Origin of the sequence: Aeromonas dhakensis, from assembly GCF_000820305.1 — a bacterium.
In the GTDB taxonomy this organism is placed as follows: Bacteria; Pseudomonadota; Gammaproteobacteria; order Enterobacterales; family Aeromonadaceae; genus Aeromonas; species Aeromonas dhakensis.
Genome location: NZ_CDBH01000065.1, coordinates 1 through 12,144, shown reverse-complemented (window position 1 = coordinate 12,144; position 12,144 = coordinate 1). Strand labels below are relative to the sequence as shown.

Here is a 12,144-nt window from a genome sequence, read left to right as displayed (position 1 = left end):
CAGCACCCGCGAGCCCTTTGCGTCCAGGCCGTTGGCTGTGCCGACAATGACCGCACTATCAAAGCCTGATGTGTGCTCGCAGTCTCCCTGGTCGCCGCCGTGGAGCTCTGCGGCAGTCTGGGCATCGTTCAGCAGCTTGCCGCGCTCCCGTATCGTCGGCTCACGGCCGAGCACCGTTTCCAGTTCGATGGCGACGTGACGGCGGGCATTATCTGCAGCGTCGATCATGGCCTGATTAAGCAACTCATATTGCGTCGGCTGCACCGGCGCGGGCGCTGGCTCGGCGATAAACACCTTGTAAACGACGGCACCGGCGACGGCCACGCAAATCAGCGCGTGCAGTGGGTTCATTGGCTTGCCCATGGTCATGCCCTCCGAATGAATACGACGCGGCATTGCGCGCTTGGGCCGCCGTCGAGGTGCTGGCGCTCGAGCTCGAGCACTGGCAGTCGGTCGCCGACCTGGATGGTGTGCCCGCCGTGCATGGCCACATGCAGGGCCCGCCAGTGGGCGCACAGGTTGAGCCGGGTCTGTTTGCGGAAAGCGCCGACGCTCGAGAAGGTGGCCCAGGGGCCGCCGTTGATAGAGGCCTCGACCGTGTATTTACGCTTGGCCATTTCGGCACTGATCGCGCCGTTGTCGTAATGGTTGCTCATGGTGCTGGCCCTTAGAAGGTGGTGCACTGGATCGTGCCGTTGTACTGCTCCTGGCAGGTGGTTTGCTTGGGCCGGTTCGCGGCTTCCTGGGCTGCCTGTGCTTGGCCTGCGGCCATCATCTGCATCCCCGATTGCTGCAAGGCCTTCCAAGGCGCTTGGCGGGCCTCCTCGAGGGCGATACAGGTGTTGGCGTCGCCGCCGTCCATCATGCACTGCTGAATGCGGCCGCTAGGGGTGGTGCAGCCGGCCAGGGCGGTAAGTGTGGTTACTGCGATCAGTGCGGCCTTGATGTGGTTCATTTCCATAACTCCTGGGTTTGATAAAACGTCTCGGCGGCCAGGGCGGTGATCCCGTGGCGTGCCATCAGTTCGGTTTGTGTCATGGTCTGCGCATCTGCGCGCAGCCGGTCGAATAGGGGGACGCTGGGCGCCTGGGGCGCCGGTGGTGCTGGCGCCTCCTGGTGGTGAGGTGTCCGGGGCCGCCGTGCGCGCTTGGGCAGCCAGTCCAGGCTCATGTCTTGCACTCCTCTTGCGATTGTTGAATCCGGCGGCGCAGACGGTTTGCGGCGCGCTCTGCAGGTGGTTTGCCGTCCATGACGTCGAGCGCGTCCTCGAGCTCGTCGAGCCGGTCGGCCAGCTTGGGCAGGTCGAGCAGGGCGGCACGGATGCGCTTAAGCCTGCTCGCCGTTGCTGTCTTGCCCTGCAGCTTGCGCAGCTTCTCGAGCTCCTGGTGACGGCGCACGATGCGAACGCGGCACAGGGCGATCTGATAGCAAATCTCGCTGCGGGTCATTGCCAGCCGCCCCCGAACGTGGGATCGCCGCTAACCAGCAGGGATACCAGGGCGACGGCGGCCAGGACGGTGCCCAGGCTGCAGAAGGCGATCAGCGTGCACAGCAGGACGATCAGCTTGTTGTTCATACCGTGGCCCCTTGGCGGTTGATGCGATGAATACGGCGCGCCAACTGGGCCCCGCACGGGGCGGGCAGCAGGCGCAGCGCCCTGGCCATGTGATAGCGGGTAAGCGCGGCGCGCTGGCCATCGCTTAGTTTGCGGGGCGAACGATGATTATTCAGGTGCCGTTCAGATTCCGTGATCTGGGTCAGTTGTGGATTGAAACTAATCCTGGTCGGGCCTGCGGCGGGGTGGTGGGTCATGGTTGCATCCTCGTGGTTGGTTCGGATGTAATCATATGTAATCACTTTGAATCTGTAAACATCTTTTGTAATCGGTGCGCGGTAATAAAAAAGGGCCCTGCTGGGCCCTGATGGTGCGTTATTCGGCTGTGTGCCGCTCTATCGCCTCGGCAAGTATCTTCTGCACAAGGTTGGCGCGGCTGCGGTGTTCCTGGGCGGCCCATTCGTCCAGCTTGGCGAGGGCGGCCTCGTCCAGGCGGATCGTGAATGGCGGCTTCTTGGCGGGGGTGTCCGGCTTGTCGGTGGTGGCGCGTGGCATGTTGTGACCTCATTTGATGCGTTGTGAACCTAATTGCATCACAGCCCGCCGAGCAATTGCAACCGGCACGCCGTCAACACTCCGCAGACGATAAAAGCAAAAGGGCCCGCAGGCCCTTGTCTATGCAATCGTGAGCGCCACCAGGAACGCCCAGAAGCGCCCGATCCACTCCTTGGGGCGCATCTTCGCCGGTTGCTCTGGCGGCCGCTGCGGGTGGTGCTGGGGCCGATACTTGGTGGCGAACGCCTGCCTCCTGGATCGCCGTTGGTGGCTGCGGTGGCGGCTCATGGCTGCGCCTCCCTGGTGCGCGGCTTGGTTGCCGGTTGCTTGGGCTTGCGCGTCTTCCCTGGCTTTGGCGTCCGCCGCAGCTCGGGGATCCATCTTCCGCTCATGACTGCATCACCAGCAGATCCAGGGCGGCGCACTTGGGCTGGCCGATGATGGCGCCCATTTTGGTGATCAGGCTGTCACAGGTCAGGATCTGGGCTTGGGAGTACAGCAGATGGGACAGCAGCAATTGCCGCAACACCTGGAGCTCGAGCTCGTCCACATACTTGCCCGCCGCATGTCGCCGTAACAGGGTCGCGCTGCGCTCCATGACGCGCTGTTTCGACCATCTGGCCATGCTCTGGTAGCTCGCCGGTCTGCGCATTATCCCCGACCCTCCCGGCGTGCCCTGGCAGCCGCAGCCATCCCGGCCACGTAACTATCCCGGGCCTGCTCGCCGTTGTTCTTGCCGAGGTTCTGGGCCACGGTGCGGCCGTAGCGCTGCTCGAAAATGGCCCTCACCGCGTCGTCGGTGTAGGTGTCGATCCCGGGATTACCGGGGCGCAGAATGTCGCGCTCGTTGCGTAGGTTGCCCATGGTTAGAACCTCGTGTTGCGGTCGTCGATGATGCGGGCGCCGAAGTGCTCGCCGGACTGGCGGGCGCCAAGGTTCATACCTCGGCGGGTAAAGGCTTTGCGCAGTGCGTTTTCCATGGTCACTGTCAGGCCGGTGACGTTGATCCCGCGCCCCGGGTTGCTTTCGCAGTGGTCGGCCATGTAGTTGGAAACCTGATCGATGGCGAGTGCATTGAGCACAGTTACACAATCCAGGTTGAACACTGTGCCGCGCTGGGTCAGTGGGGATAGGTCGATCTTGAGCCGGTGTTCTGACACCTCCAGGGTGTCGCCGTTGAGGTAGATGCCGGTCGGCGAGCGATAGGCGGGGATCTTGTCGGGTTTGGGTGCCATGTGGTTGTCTCGGTGCGTTGAAGGGTGGCCGGGATATACCGCCCGGCTCGGTGCGAGGTTGCCGCCTGGAAAATCAAGAAACCTGACGGCGTGAACATCCTAAAATTATTTTTTCTGTCACCGAAATTTGTACTTTCCATAACCTACAAACGATTGTTGAAATTAAGCCTCAAACCCTGCGGGCCTTTGCGCGCCGTGCCCGTGCCCTGGCGGATGCCTCGGCGAACTTGGCCGCGTCTACCAGGAGTGGCAGCAGGCGGCGCAGGGTGCCCCGGGTGGTGGCCGGAAGGTGATCGGGTATCTCAATCTCGGCCGGGTGTTTGGCCTTGCGGCATAGCTCGGCCAGGGTCTCGCGGTGGCTGACGTAGACCGGCTCGTGCCGCTCGTCCAGGTATCCCACCAGGGCATCCAGATCGGTGATCTTCATTTCGCATACCTCGTAACGTTGAGGCGCTGGGGCTCGATGCCCTGGCGGGTCTTCCATTCCTGGATCATCCAGTCGGCGGCGCTGACGCACTGCGGCCAATGCAAGGCCTTGAGCTGGGTGAAATGGTCGGCCAGCAGTAGATCGCCGGTGGCGTGGTAGTGGGCAATGAGTTCTGTCCAGGGCACGCACAGCTCCTCGATCAATCGCTGTTCCAGGCCGCCGAACGCCTCGCCCAGGGAGACCCGTTGCGACCGGGCCCAGGCGATGGCGCTGGCCATGCTGGCGCGGTACACGGGATGGTGTGTGAACGCGGCCGCAACGGGTGGCAGGGCCTTGGCTGCCTCCCGCCGTTTGCCCAGGGTGTTGCGCAGTTGCTTATGCGCTCGCCGTAACATCGTTGCGCTAGTCATGCCCGCAGCTCCTCTTCCAGCACCTTGGCGGCGACGACCTTGGCTTTCTGCTCGATCAAGTCACTGACGGCGACGCGCAGGCGTTCCAGGCCATCCAGGTTGGCGCCTTGCTTGGCCATGGCGTCGGTGATCTTCTCCAGGGTGCCGATCAGGTTGTCGTGGTCTATCTCGATGCCGGGGCCCTGGGCGGACGCCGGGGGTAGGATGTGCTTTGCCATGACCTTGAGCGCCGTTACCGGGTCGATGCGCTTAACCTGATCGACCAATTGGGCGGCGAACTCGGCCGCATTGGGTGGGGTGCTGCCTTCTGGCAAGTCCTTGCGTTCGCGCTCCCATGCGATCTCGGCCGCCCTGGTGAGCAGATCCCAGACGTCGGCGTGGCGCTGCCGTCCGCCGGTCTTGGGTCGGCCCTTCTTGAACTGGGTGGCGGCTCTACCAGGGCCCGCTTTCCGCCGTGCCTCTGCTGCGAGCTCAATGGCCCCTTTCGGTGCGCGGCCTTTCGGCTTGGTTTCAACAATCGTATTTAGGTTATTCATGCGGTTTCGGCCTGTTTTCGGGGGTGGCCTCTATCGTCCTCTAAACGACGGCCACTCCGAAATTTGTACCGGCATCGATCCTGGATGGCAGTTTGAGGGATGAGTGACAACCGGATGTGTGACCACCGGCTATCTGACAATCGGATGATCGGGCACCTAGTCGAACGCACCCCCTCACCCCTGCAAAACCGTCTTTGTGTTTTGTGCCTGCTAACTGCCGCGCTATCGCTTGGCGGGCCGTTTGTGCGTCGGGTCGAAGTGATGACCCTCCTTAAAACGTCCTGATCTGGCACTGACACACTGACACACACTGACACAACGGGGTGGTGTGTCAGTCTAGCCCAGGCGTGGTGCGGGTTTAGGGGTGCTGACACACTGACACACCGCTTTTTCTGCTTATATGGGAATAAATAAAATAGATAGGACAATGTATTTATTTATTTATATATAAGTATGCCAAAATGGCTGTGTCAGTGTGTCAATCGCTACAGCCCAGGTGTGGCGCGGCTTGCAGTGACACACATCGCTGTGTGTCAGCTTGTGTCAGCGTGTCAATTGGCTGAAATGTGCGCAAAAATAAGCCCGCACAGTGGCGGGCCCCAGCTAAACGGCGGTGATCATCCGCGCATTGCGATCACATTGCTCCTCGGAGATCGACCGCTTTTATCTTTGCGCACCCACACACCGCGACGCTGGTTTGCGGCTCTGGGCTGCACTGGTGTCCCTAAAATCGCGTTGGTGTTCTTGATCAAGCTCCCCTGCATATCGCGGGGGTAGTGGTCTTTCACCCACTGCTCGAACACCACCCGATGATGCAGGAGGAACAGACCGCCCGGGATGGCGATCCGCTTCTCCATGAAGGCGGGATCGCTCGCCCTGGAGACGTCGCAGCACCACGCGAAAAACTCCTCGCGGATCTCGTCGAAGTTGTCGGAGAGTCTGCCGTAAGTTTTGGCTATCCCATACTGCGCAGCGAACGCGGCCAAGTGGCTGTCAGCCATCCGCACCGCTTCGTGCTCTCCCGCCGATATGTAGCGTTCAACAATCTGATTAAGGTAACGGCTTGCGTGTGCTTTCACGGCGCGGAACATGGCGGCCTTGACGTCGGCCCACTTGGGGATCGCCGTAATCTCGCCCTCGAGCTCCCACACATTGAATCGGCGGGCCAGTTGCTCCTCGACCCCGTGGGAGCCGGTCAGCGCGTCCAGGCCGTCTGCGCTGGTGAACAGCTTGGCGAACACCTCGACGCGGGTTTCCATGTTGTATTTAGGGTTTAGGGTAAGCCCCTTCTCCAGGCGTTTAACGCCGTCTGCTACCTTCTTGCACTCGTTGATCAGCAGCGCCCAGGCCTGCACAAACGCCCCAGGGGATACGCCGGTTGCTTGGCCGCGCAGCAGGGAATAGAGCTGCTCCTCCTCGATGTCGACGATTAGCCCCAGATCGGAGAGTACGCCAGCCGTGAACCCCTTGCCCCAGTCGCTCGGGCAGTGCAGCCACAAGAAGGCATTTTTCCGGTCTGAGGCAAAGCGGGCAGCGGCCAGGAACTCCAGCAGCTCCTCGAACTGCGGGAAGTGTTCCAGGTAGATGGACAAAAGGCGCTGTGCGTCTGTGCCCAGGGAGCGGCCTGTTTTGAATCGGCGGAAAGGTTGCGTGAAGGTGGCCAGCCCGTAGTGGTCGATCTCCATGCGCGGCGCCTGGGCGAACATATCGACCCGGTGGGCGATAGCCGACGCTTGGCACCGGCCCTCGATCAGCTTCTCCTCGATCAGCTTGAGCGCATAGGCCGCCAGGGCCTCGCCAAAGGGCGCTGGCGCTTTCTTGGGCCTGCCCCTGCCGGGCTTCTCCTCGGGGGCTTGCTCGCCGTCCTGTGCAGCCTGGGCGGCCTTCTCGGCAGCCTTTCGCACCGCATCGGCGATCATGGCGTTGCGCGGGTCGATGATGGGCGGGAAGTTGGACAGCAGCACCGGCAGATCGGCGCGGGCATAGGCGGCCACCTTGCCATCCCTGGGATCCATGGAGTAGAGCATTCGTTTCGCCGGTGCGTAGAAAGATGCCTTGAAAACATCATCCAGGGCCAGGACGTCGATCCCGTACAGGGCCAAGCCTTCGGGGTCGTCCAGGTGGCCTTTTGGCACGCCGTTGGCGTACAGCAGCCGGATCAGCAGCTCGGCGATCTCCTCGGTCTGCGGTGCGTAGTTGCGCTCGAACCGCTCGGCATCAGTCACCTTGGCCGGTTTTTCATTATCTGCGGCAGGTTGTCGAGGCGTCCGGCCTTTGCGCTCGGCCCGCTTCTCCTCCAGGCGCTCCAGGTTCTTGCGCCCCTTCTCCAGGTCAGCAGCACGCCCGGCGCCGCTCTTGGCCTTCTCGAACGCGGGCAGCAGTTCCGGCAAGTCGTACTGCTCCGCGATCACCTGGATGGCGTCAGCGGTCTTGAAAGTGTCCTCTGGCTCGGTCAGGGCGTGCAGGCTGTGAAAGTTAAGCTGCTCGCGGTCGCCGTTGGGGAACAGGAAGATCCAGCCGTCGCCGTTGTCCGGCCCGTTGCTGTATTGCTCGGGCTGCTGCCCAGGCATGCGCACGCCCTGGCGCCCGTCTGGCTGCGTGTGCAGGTGCGCCCCTGGCACGGACAGCAGGAGATCGACCACCTCGCCAAACGAGCCGATGTAAGCCTCGCCGAGGTCGAAATCGTCAGCAGCCACCAGGGACAGATCGCGATGCTTGAACCACTGCGCCGCGTCCAGGCACCACCCCATGGCGTGGAACACCTCGACCGGCTGGCCCTTTAGCGGCAGGAACATAAACCTGGTGGGTTCGTCGCCGCAGCCGTCCCAGCAGTTGCGCACCGCCTGCCGGCCGTTAACCTCGGCGGTGTATGTGGCGGGAGGTAATACCGCTTCGCGCAGCTCCCTGGAGACTGCACAGGCTATGGGCCCGGCCACGGGCTCCCGCAGGAACATGAATAGCCTAAAGGACTCATAGCCGCCTTTGATCTCCAGGTTGTGGCCGGTGGTGGTGTAGATCAGCGCTTGGGCGCCCAGGGCATTTATCCAACGGCGAACCTTGGCCAAGTGCCCCGCCGGTGCGTGGTCACAGTCGAACATGAGCCACCCGCAGGCGGTGACGCTGCCCCGTTGCCGGTGCCAGTGCTCGCCGTCTGCTGCCAAGGCCACGGCTTCGTCTATGGCACGCATAGCCCAGGGGCCGCGATTCTTGATCTTGGCGTAGGCTTCTATCGTGTCGAGATTGTTGAAAGCGTCGGCCTTGAGCAGGGCCCGCGCCTCCAGGTCTGCTGCGAACTTCTCGATCCCGCGATAGTGCATGGGGTCGCCCGGGTGGTTGTCGCTTATGCCCTGGCCATAGCAGACCGCAATCTCTGGGGTAGTGTAAGCCCGCGCCTCCTGGGGTAGGTCGGAAATAATCCCGTTACTCCGTGCTGGCGATTGGTCGTCATTTGGCTTAATATCGCTCATGCGATTCAACTCCTGGGTGGGGTTTGGATTGCTCGGTGGTAGTGCTGTGCGTCTCGTGGTTGTCACTCACAGCGTTGTTTATGAAAGCCCTGGCCTGCCCGCCGGGGCTTTCTGCTTTCTGGCGTTCGATCATATCTGGCACGCCTCTACGTTCTCAGGTTTCATGAACTCTGTGAAATAGAGCTCGAAGTCTGCCCGCACATCCGCCGCCGTGAACTCCAGGCACTCGCCCGGTTCGCCGTTGTTCACGTTTCTGAACAGCTCTTGCATGTGTTGCGGCACTACCACCTTGTCGGTGAGCTCGAACGAATAATGCCCGGCAATTTTGCTATCGTTGCAGGCACCCAGGGCGGCCATGAATTGAAGCGCCATGTTTAGGGCAACTTCGCCGCCGGTGCGTTTTACACCCATGCCATATCGGCACCCAGGCCACCCCCTCCCCATGCCGCCGCCGCCTGCGGTTGCTATACGGCACCAGGATTCGATCACCTGTTCGTCTGCCTCGCTCCAGCACCATTCGAGGGCGAGATCATGCACCAAATTACACAACACCGTAGATATGGCGCTATCGGCGGCGGCATCCACACGGCGGCGGACGCTGTAAAGCGAATCGCTCTCACGCTGGTTCATGCCTTGGCCTCCAGTTGCGCCTTATAGGCCTCCACATCTTTCCGGCGGAATACCTTTATCCCGGCGCAGTCATAGGCCTTAGGCCTGCCGTCTTTGCCGTCCCGGCCGCGCTTTATCCATGCGTGCACCCCTTGCAAGGTCATGCCCAGGATTTCGGCGGTCTGCGGGGCGTTGATCGCTTCTCGAATATTCATGATCTCGTCTCCTTTGGTGTGTCGAGGCGGCTAGTCTTGATCAGGTGTTCAGCTAAATCAACAACATCAGTTGATCTATTTTTCGCTAAGTCATTGAGTGACAACCAGTAACGGGAAACTCTTTGCGCGCAAACCATTCCCGTTAACTACCGATTCAAGGTAATGAAAAAGGGCCCTGCAGGGCCCTTTATTCGCGGTGTCTATCGCCGTTGTTCTGCAGCCCGGTATGCTGCGCTTTTGTCGCGCTTGCCGACTGCCAGCACCAGGACAACAAGCCGATCATCTTCCACGGTGTAGACGATGCGCACCCCGGCCTTGAGCAGCTTTACCTTGTAGCAGCCCGCAAGATCGCCGTGCAGCGCGTTTGCGGGGTTGTGGGGGTGCTCCAGTACCTTGGCCAGCTTCTTGGCCGCCTGGGAGCGCACAGCATGATCCAGGCGCTGCCACTCCTCCCACGCGGCCTCGTCGAAATCGAGCTCATACACGGGTCAGATCGTCCAAAGTGACGCGCACCCGCTTGCCAGGGCTTGCCAGCCGTTGCCGCGCCGTTGCCAGCAGTTCGGCGTCCTCGTCGGCCATCAGCGCGATTTGCACCGGCAGGCGCTTGTTGATGGCCACATACTCGAGCACGAGCCGGACGGCTTCGGACGCCGAGACGCCCATCCCCTCGAGCGCCACGCCTGCGCGGGCTTTCAGATCGTCGTCAATGCGGATATTCATGGAGCCCATGATGGCGCCTCCTGTATTTACGTTTGTAAATACAAGTTTAAGTGACAACCGGTTAAAAGAAAACCCGCCAAGGTCGGCGGGTTCTGTTTTCGAGATAACTTAAAACCGGCCTACCGGTCGCACTGCTCCGCGATCCGCAGGTTGTCGGCGAAATCCTGTTCCCAACGTTCCCAGGTGTAGGCGAACTCCCGATCGCCGTGGGTTATTACCATCCCCCCGATGACGTTACCGATCGCCTCGTCCTCCTCCATTACCCTGTGCTCGAATTCGCCTGTTATGCTTGCGAACAGGTTGAACGTCGAGTAACAGAGCGCGTTCTTGTAGCCGATAGGACTGTCGGCCACAGAGTCGCGCACATGATCGGCCCATACCCGCATTATGTCTGGGCGCGGCTCGATACCCAGATCGGCCGTCGCTGCCCGCTGCCATTGGGAAAGCGTCATCAGTGCCGCCGTTGAGTAGATACGCACGCGGCGCGCTTCAGCCGCTTTCACATACTCGAGCATTAGTCGTACTCCTTGCAGGTTTCGTTACCGGCGCCGTCTGTGTGGCACCGCTTGGTTATATGGCCGTACTGATCGACGCACACCGTATCACCGGCGCTGTTCACGCGGCAGCGTTCGATCTCCTCGTCGGCCTGGGCGAACGTGGCCACTAGGGCCACGGCGATGATTAGTGCTTTCATAAAGTGCCCTTGTAGAGACATTGGTGATAGGCGAACAGCCCATAGGCCATCCCGAAATCGGCGGTCCGCTTGGTGTCAACTTCGGGGTGTTCCTTCGCCAGGTTGAGAAATTCGCGGGTGATCACCGCATTCACGGCGCCATTACACACCACCTCGGCCCCCTCCTTGGGGATCTTGTACCTGGGCAGCAGCCTTTCGGCGTCATTGGTCAACCCTATCACGTAGTCGTCCGCCGCCGCCTCGGTGGGGTAGCCCAGGCCCATGGCGGCATCGCGGGCTGCCGCCCGTTCGCGCAGCATGTCATGGTAATCGTATGGCTTCTCGGCAGCGTGTGTACCGGTGGCCACCAGGGCCAGGGCCAGGATCAGGGCTTTCATGGTCTATTACCTCTCGGCGATTGTTGAAAATAGGGCCTCATGCCACGCGGCAAAGGCTGCGTCGATCTTGTTTGCTTGGCTCACTGCGGTGACGTCGTAGGTGTTGGCCACCACGTTGCCGACCTTGTGGCCGATCATCCGCTGGGCGGTGTCGCCGTCCGTCAGCCCCAGGGCGTTTACCTGGGTGCACATCGACCGGCGCAGGTCGTGCACGGTGGCTTTGCCGGTGTTGCCATCGGGATCGGTAGACAGCACCCCGAGGCGGGCAAGGTAGTAATTGAGCGCCGTTGCGCTGTATGGCCGCTTGGCGTCGCCGTTGGCGCGTCCCTGCTCACTGCCGAATACCAGCCCCGCCGACTGCCTGCCGGACTCCACCAGGGCGCGCAGGGGAGCTGTGAGCGGGATCCGGGTCGCCGTGCCTTGCTTGGTGCGCTCGGGCGGGATAACCCAGTGCGTGGCCGTCAGCTCGCCGGTGTGCATCCCCAGGGCCTCGGCCTTGCGGCAACCGGTCATCACTACCAGGGCGGCCAGCTTGGCCAAGCCGTTGGCATCTGCCGCCGTGCCCAGGGCAACTATCTGGCGCAGGTCGTCCAGGGTGGCCACGGCCTGCCGGGCTTTGCTCTTGGCCGGTTGGTTGCTGGCACCCGCGAACGCATCGGCCACCCCGGGCACCGCCACGGCGGGCAAGTCATGGCGCAGGGCTGCACGCTTGGCCATCTTCGCCAGCAGCTCGGCGGCACGGTGGATCGACGTGGGGGCGCACTTCCTGGCGCCTGCATCGAGGAGAATGCGGGCATAGTCGGACGACTTGAGATCGGCGACCGGCCGATCACCTGCAGCGCCGACCACCCGGGCCCATATGCCCTTGTAACCGGCCGTCGAGGGCTTGTCCTCGCGCTCCTTGGCCCAGCTCGCAAACAGCTCGTTGAGCGTCACGCGATCGGCCTTTGGCACCTTGGGCGCCACCATGCGGGAATAGCAGCTCTCCAGATTGGTGCCCAGGTACTTTTTGCCGTGGTAATACTTTATCGCCGTGGCTCCAGGCTCCAGGGTGGCAACCAGCCCGGCCCGGCTAAACGGGGTCGGCTTGCAGTCGGTGGTTTTGGTACTGCGGGCGCGCTGGTGCTGCATGGCCCACTGCTCGATGGCGACTTGTCCGATGATCATGCGTTATCTCTCACAGGTATCAATTAGCATTATCTGTAATCATATGTAATCACTTAGCATCACACAACTACCTTCTCGAGATAATTGAAAAAGGGCCCGAAGGCCCTTTGTTTACTTACTCGCGCTATACCTTCTCATGGCGTCCTGTGCGTCTAGCACGCTGCACACCACATACCC

The 12,144-nt window shown here is 61.7% G+C and carries 23 protein-coding genes; all 23 read right to left on the bottom strand.

Annotated features, from left to right (window positions below):
* Positions 1-369, bottom strand: a 369-nt coding sequence (locus tag BN1143_RS19880) for a hypothetical protein (RefSeq protein WP_042051909.1), incomplete at its 3' end; no start/stop codon positions are given.
* A complete protein-coding gene (locus BN1143_RS19875) occupies positions 366-656 on the bottom strand; it encodes a hypothetical protein (RefSeq protein WP_156141328.1) in 291 nt (96 codons plus the stop codon). The genes BN1143_RS19875 and BN1143_RS19880, both read right to left, overlap by 4 nt.
* Before the next feature lie 11 nt (positions 657-667).
* The gene (locus BN1143_RS19870; protein ID WP_042051906.1) at positions 668-955 is read right to left on the bottom strand and encodes a hypothetical protein; all 288 of its coding nucleotides are present in this window, start codon (positions 953-955) and stop codon (positions 668-670) included.
* Entirely contained in the window at positions 952-1,170 is a 219-nt protein-coding gene (locus BN1143_RS19865) for a hypothetical protein (protein ID WP_042051903.1), read from the bottom strand. The genes BN1143_RS19870 and BN1143_RS19865 overlap by 4 nt, the downstream gene beginning before the upstream one ends.
* The gene (locus tag BN1143_RS19860) at positions 1,167-1,448 is read right to left on the bottom strand and encodes a hypothetical protein (RefSeq protein ID WP_042051902.1); all 282 of its coding nucleotides are present in this window, start codon (positions 1,446-1,448) and stop codon (positions 1,167-1,169) included. Before BN1143_RS19860 ends, BN1143_RS19865 begins: the two co-directional genes overlap by 4 nt.
* A complete protein-coding gene (locus tag BN1143_RS22870; protein ID WP_269430158.1) occupies positions 1,445-1,576 on the bottom strand; it encodes a hypothetical protein in 132 nt (43 codons plus the stop codon). The genes BN1143_RS19860 and BN1143_RS22870 overlap by 4 nt, the downstream gene beginning before the upstream one ends.
* Positions 1,573-1,812, bottom strand: coding sequence for a hypothetical protein (locus tag BN1143_RS22510; protein WP_156141327.1), 240 nt, complete (start codon positions 1,810-1,812; stop codon positions 1,573-1,575). Before BN1143_RS22510 ends, BN1143_RS22870 begins: the two co-directional genes overlap by 4 nt.
* Positions 1,813-1,930: 118 nt before the next feature.
* Positions 1,931-2,110, bottom strand: a complete 180-nt coding sequence (locus BN1143_RS19855; RefSeq protein ID WP_042051899.1) for a ribbon-helix-helix domain-containing protein — start codon at positions 2,108-2,110, stop codon at positions 1,931-1,933.
* A gap of 388 nt (positions 2,111-2,498) precedes the next feature.
* Positions 2,499-2,762: a hypothetical protein gene (locus BN1143_RS19845; RefSeq protein ID WP_156141326.1), complete on the bottom strand. Its 264-nt coding sequence runs from the start codon at positions 2,760-2,762 to the stop codon at positions 2,499-2,501.
* Positions 2,762-2,974: a hypothetical protein gene (locus BN1143_RS19840; protein ID WP_042051895.1), complete on the bottom strand. Its 213-nt coding sequence runs from the start codon at positions 2,972-2,974 to the stop codon at positions 2,762-2,764. Before BN1143_RS19840 ends, BN1143_RS19845 begins: the two co-directional genes overlap by 1 nt.
* A gap of 2 nt (positions 2,975-2,976) precedes the next feature.
* Positions 2,977-3,345 (bottom strand): hypothetical protein, encoded by a 369-nt coding sequence (locus BN1143_RS19835; protein WP_042051894.1) that lies wholly within the window; start codon positions 3,343-3,345, stop codon positions 2,977-2,979.
* 169 nt (positions 3,346-3,514) lie between these two features.
* Positions 3,515-3,772, bottom strand: coding sequence for a hypothetical protein (locus BN1143_RS19830; RefSeq protein WP_042051892.1), 258 nt, complete (start codon positions 3,770-3,772; stop codon positions 3,515-3,517).
* On the bottom strand, positions 3,769-4,182 hold the full coding sequence (locus tag BN1143_RS19825) for a hypothetical protein (protein WP_042051891.1): 414 nt from the start codon (positions 4,180-4,182) through the stop codon (positions 3,769-3,771). The genes BN1143_RS19830 and BN1143_RS19825 overlap by 4 nt, the downstream gene beginning before the upstream one ends.
* Positions 4,179-4,718: a hypothetical protein gene (locus BN1143_RS19820; protein ID WP_042051890.1), complete on the bottom strand. Its 540-nt coding sequence runs from the start codon at positions 4,716-4,718 to the stop codon at positions 4,179-4,181. Before BN1143_RS19820 ends, BN1143_RS19825 begins: the two co-directional genes overlap by 4 nt.
* Before the next feature lie 617 nt (positions 4,719-5,335).
* Positions 5,336-8,185: a hypothetical protein gene (locus tag BN1143_RS19815; protein WP_042051888.1), complete on the bottom strand. Its 2,850-nt coding sequence runs from the start codon at positions 8,183-8,185 to the stop codon at positions 5,336-5,338.
* Between the two features lie 129 nt (positions 8,186-8,314).
* Positions 8,315-8,815 (bottom strand): hypothetical protein, encoded by a 501-nt coding sequence (locus BN1143_RS19810; protein WP_042051887.1) that lies wholly within the window; start codon positions 8,813-8,815, stop codon positions 8,315-8,317.
* Positions 8,812-9,009, bottom strand: a complete 198-nt coding sequence (locus tag BN1143_RS19805) for a hypothetical protein (protein ID WP_042051884.1) — start codon at positions 9,007-9,009, stop codon at positions 8,812-8,814. The genes BN1143_RS19810 and BN1143_RS19805 overlap by 4 nt, the downstream gene beginning before the upstream one ends.
* 200 nt (positions 9,010-9,209) lie before the next feature.
* Positions 9,210-9,494 (bottom strand): type II toxin-antitoxin system RelE family toxin, encoded by a 285-nt coding sequence (locus tag BN1143_RS19800; RefSeq protein WP_042051882.1) that lies wholly within the window; start codon positions 9,492-9,494, stop codon positions 9,210-9,212.
* Complete coding sequence (locus tag BN1143_RS19795; RefSeq protein WP_042051880.1) at positions 9,487-9,738, bottom strand: type II toxin-antitoxin system RelB/DinJ family antitoxin; 252 nt, start codon at positions 9,736-9,738, stop codon at positions 9,487-9,489. Before BN1143_RS19795 ends, BN1143_RS19800 begins: the two co-directional genes overlap by 8 nt.
* A 110-nt stretch (positions 9,739-9,848) precedes the next feature.
* Positions 9,849-10,244 carry a hypothetical protein gene (locus BN1143_RS19790; RefSeq protein WP_042051878.1) on the bottom strand — a complete coding sequence of 132 codons (396 nt, stop codon included), beginning with the start codon at positions 10,242-10,244 and terminating at the stop codon, positions 9,849-9,851.
* On the bottom strand, positions 10,244-10,423 hold the full coding sequence (locus BN1143_RS19785) for a hypothetical protein (protein WP_042051877.1): 180 nt from the start codon (positions 10,421-10,423) through the stop codon (positions 10,244-10,246). The genes BN1143_RS19790 and BN1143_RS19785 overlap by 1 nt, the downstream gene beginning before the upstream one ends.
* Entirely contained in the window at positions 10,420-10,800 is a 381-nt protein-coding gene (locus tag BN1143_RS19780) for a hypothetical protein (RefSeq protein ID WP_042051876.1), read from the bottom strand. The genes BN1143_RS19785 and BN1143_RS19780 overlap by 4 nt, the downstream gene beginning before the upstream one ends.
* A gap of 6 nt (positions 10,801-10,806) precedes the next feature.
* Positions 10,807-11,967, bottom strand: coding sequence for a tyrosine-type recombinase/integrase (locus BN1143_RS19775; RefSeq protein WP_042051875.1), 1,161 nt, complete (start codon positions 11,965-11,967; stop codon positions 10,807-10,809).
* Between the last annotated feature and the right edge of the window lie 177 nt (positions 11,968-12,144).

Excerpts from the sequence above, each read along its gene's own strand:
- BN1143_RS19785 (WP_042051877.1), bottom strand. The coding sequence starts at position 10,423 with ATGAAAGCACTAATCATCGCCGTGGCCCTAGTGGCCACGTTCGCCCAG.
- BN1143_RS19835 (WP_042051894.1), bottom strand. The coding sequence starts at position 3,345 with ATGGCACCCAAACCCGACAAGATCCCCGCCTATCGCTCGCCGACCGGC.
- BN1143_RS19855 (WP_042051899.1), bottom strand. The coding sequence starts at position 2,110 with ATGCCACGCGCCACCACCGACAAGCCGGACACCCCCGCCAAGAAGCCG.
- BN1143_RS19845 (WP_156141326.1), bottom strand. The coding sequence starts at position 2,762 with ATGCGCAGACCGGCGAGCTACCAGAGCATGGCCAGATGGTCGAAACAG.
- BN1143_RS19780 (WP_042051876.1), bottom strand. The coding sequence starts at position 10,800 with ATGAAAGCCCTGATCCTGGCCCTGGCCCTGGTGGCCACCGGTACACAC.
- BN1143_RS19795 (WP_042051880.1), bottom strand. The coding sequence starts at position 9,738 with ATGGGCTCCATGAATATCCGCATTGACGACGATCTGAAAGCCCGCGCA.
- BN1143_RS19865 (WP_042051903.1), bottom strand. The coding sequence starts at position 1,170 with ATGAGCCTGGACTGGCTGCCCAAGCGCGCACGGCGGCCCCGGACACCT.
- BN1143_RS22510 (WP_156141327.1), bottom strand. The coding sequence starts at position 1,812 with ATGACCCACCACCCCGCCGCAGGCCCGACCAGGATTAGTTTCAATCCA.
- BN1143_RS19825 (WP_042051891.1), bottom strand. The coding sequence starts at position 4,182 with ATGACTAGCGCAACGATGTTACGGCGAGCGCATAAGCAACTGCGCAAC.
- BN1143_RS19815 (WP_042051888.1), bottom strand. The coding sequence starts at position 8,185 with ATGAGCGATATTAAGCCAAATGACGACCAATCGCCAGCACGGAGTAAC.
- BN1143_RS19875 (WP_156141328.1), bottom strand. The coding sequence starts at position 656 with ATGAGCAACCATTACGACAACGGCGCGATCAGTGCCGAAATGGCCAAG.
- BN1143_RS22870 (WP_269430158.1), bottom strand. The coding sequence starts at position 1,576 with ATGAACAACAAGCTGATCGTCCTGCTGTGCACGCTGATCGCCTTCTGC.
- BN1143_RS19830 (WP_042051892.1), bottom strand. The coding sequence starts at position 3,772 with ATGAAGATCACCGATCTGGATGCCCTGGTGGGATACCTGGACGAGCGG.
- BN1143_RS19820 (WP_042051890.1), bottom strand. The coding sequence starts at position 4,718 with ATGAATAACCTAAATACGATTGTTGAAACCAAGCCGAAAGGCCGCGCA.
- BN1143_RS19860 (WP_042051902.1), bottom strand. The coding sequence starts at position 1,448 with ATGACCCGCAGCGAGATTTGCTATCAGATCGCCCTGTGCCGCGTTCGC.
- BN1143_RS19790 (WP_042051878.1), bottom strand. The coding sequence starts at position 10,244 with ATGCTCGAGTATGTGAAAGCGGCTGAAGCGCGCCGCGTGCGTATCTAC.
- BN1143_RS19840 (WP_042051895.1), bottom strand. The coding sequence starts at position 2,974 with ATGGGCAACCTACGCAACGAGCGCGACATTCTGCGCCCCGGTAATCCC.
- BN1143_RS19870 (WP_042051906.1), bottom strand. The coding sequence starts at position 955 with ATGAACCACATCAAGGCCGCACTGATCGCAGTAACCACACTTACCGCC.
- BN1143_RS19805 (WP_042051884.1), bottom strand. The coding sequence starts at position 9,009 with ATGAATATTCGAGAAGCGATCAACGCCCCGCAGACCGCCGAAATCCTG.
- BN1143_RS19775 (WP_042051875.1), bottom strand. The coding sequence starts at position 11,967 with ATGATCATCGGACAAGTCGCCATCGAGCAGTGGGCCATGCAGCACCAG.
- BN1143_RS19810 (WP_042051887.1), bottom strand. The coding sequence starts at position 8,815 with ATGAACCAGCGTGAGAGCGATTCGCTTTACAGCGTCCGCCGCCGTGTG.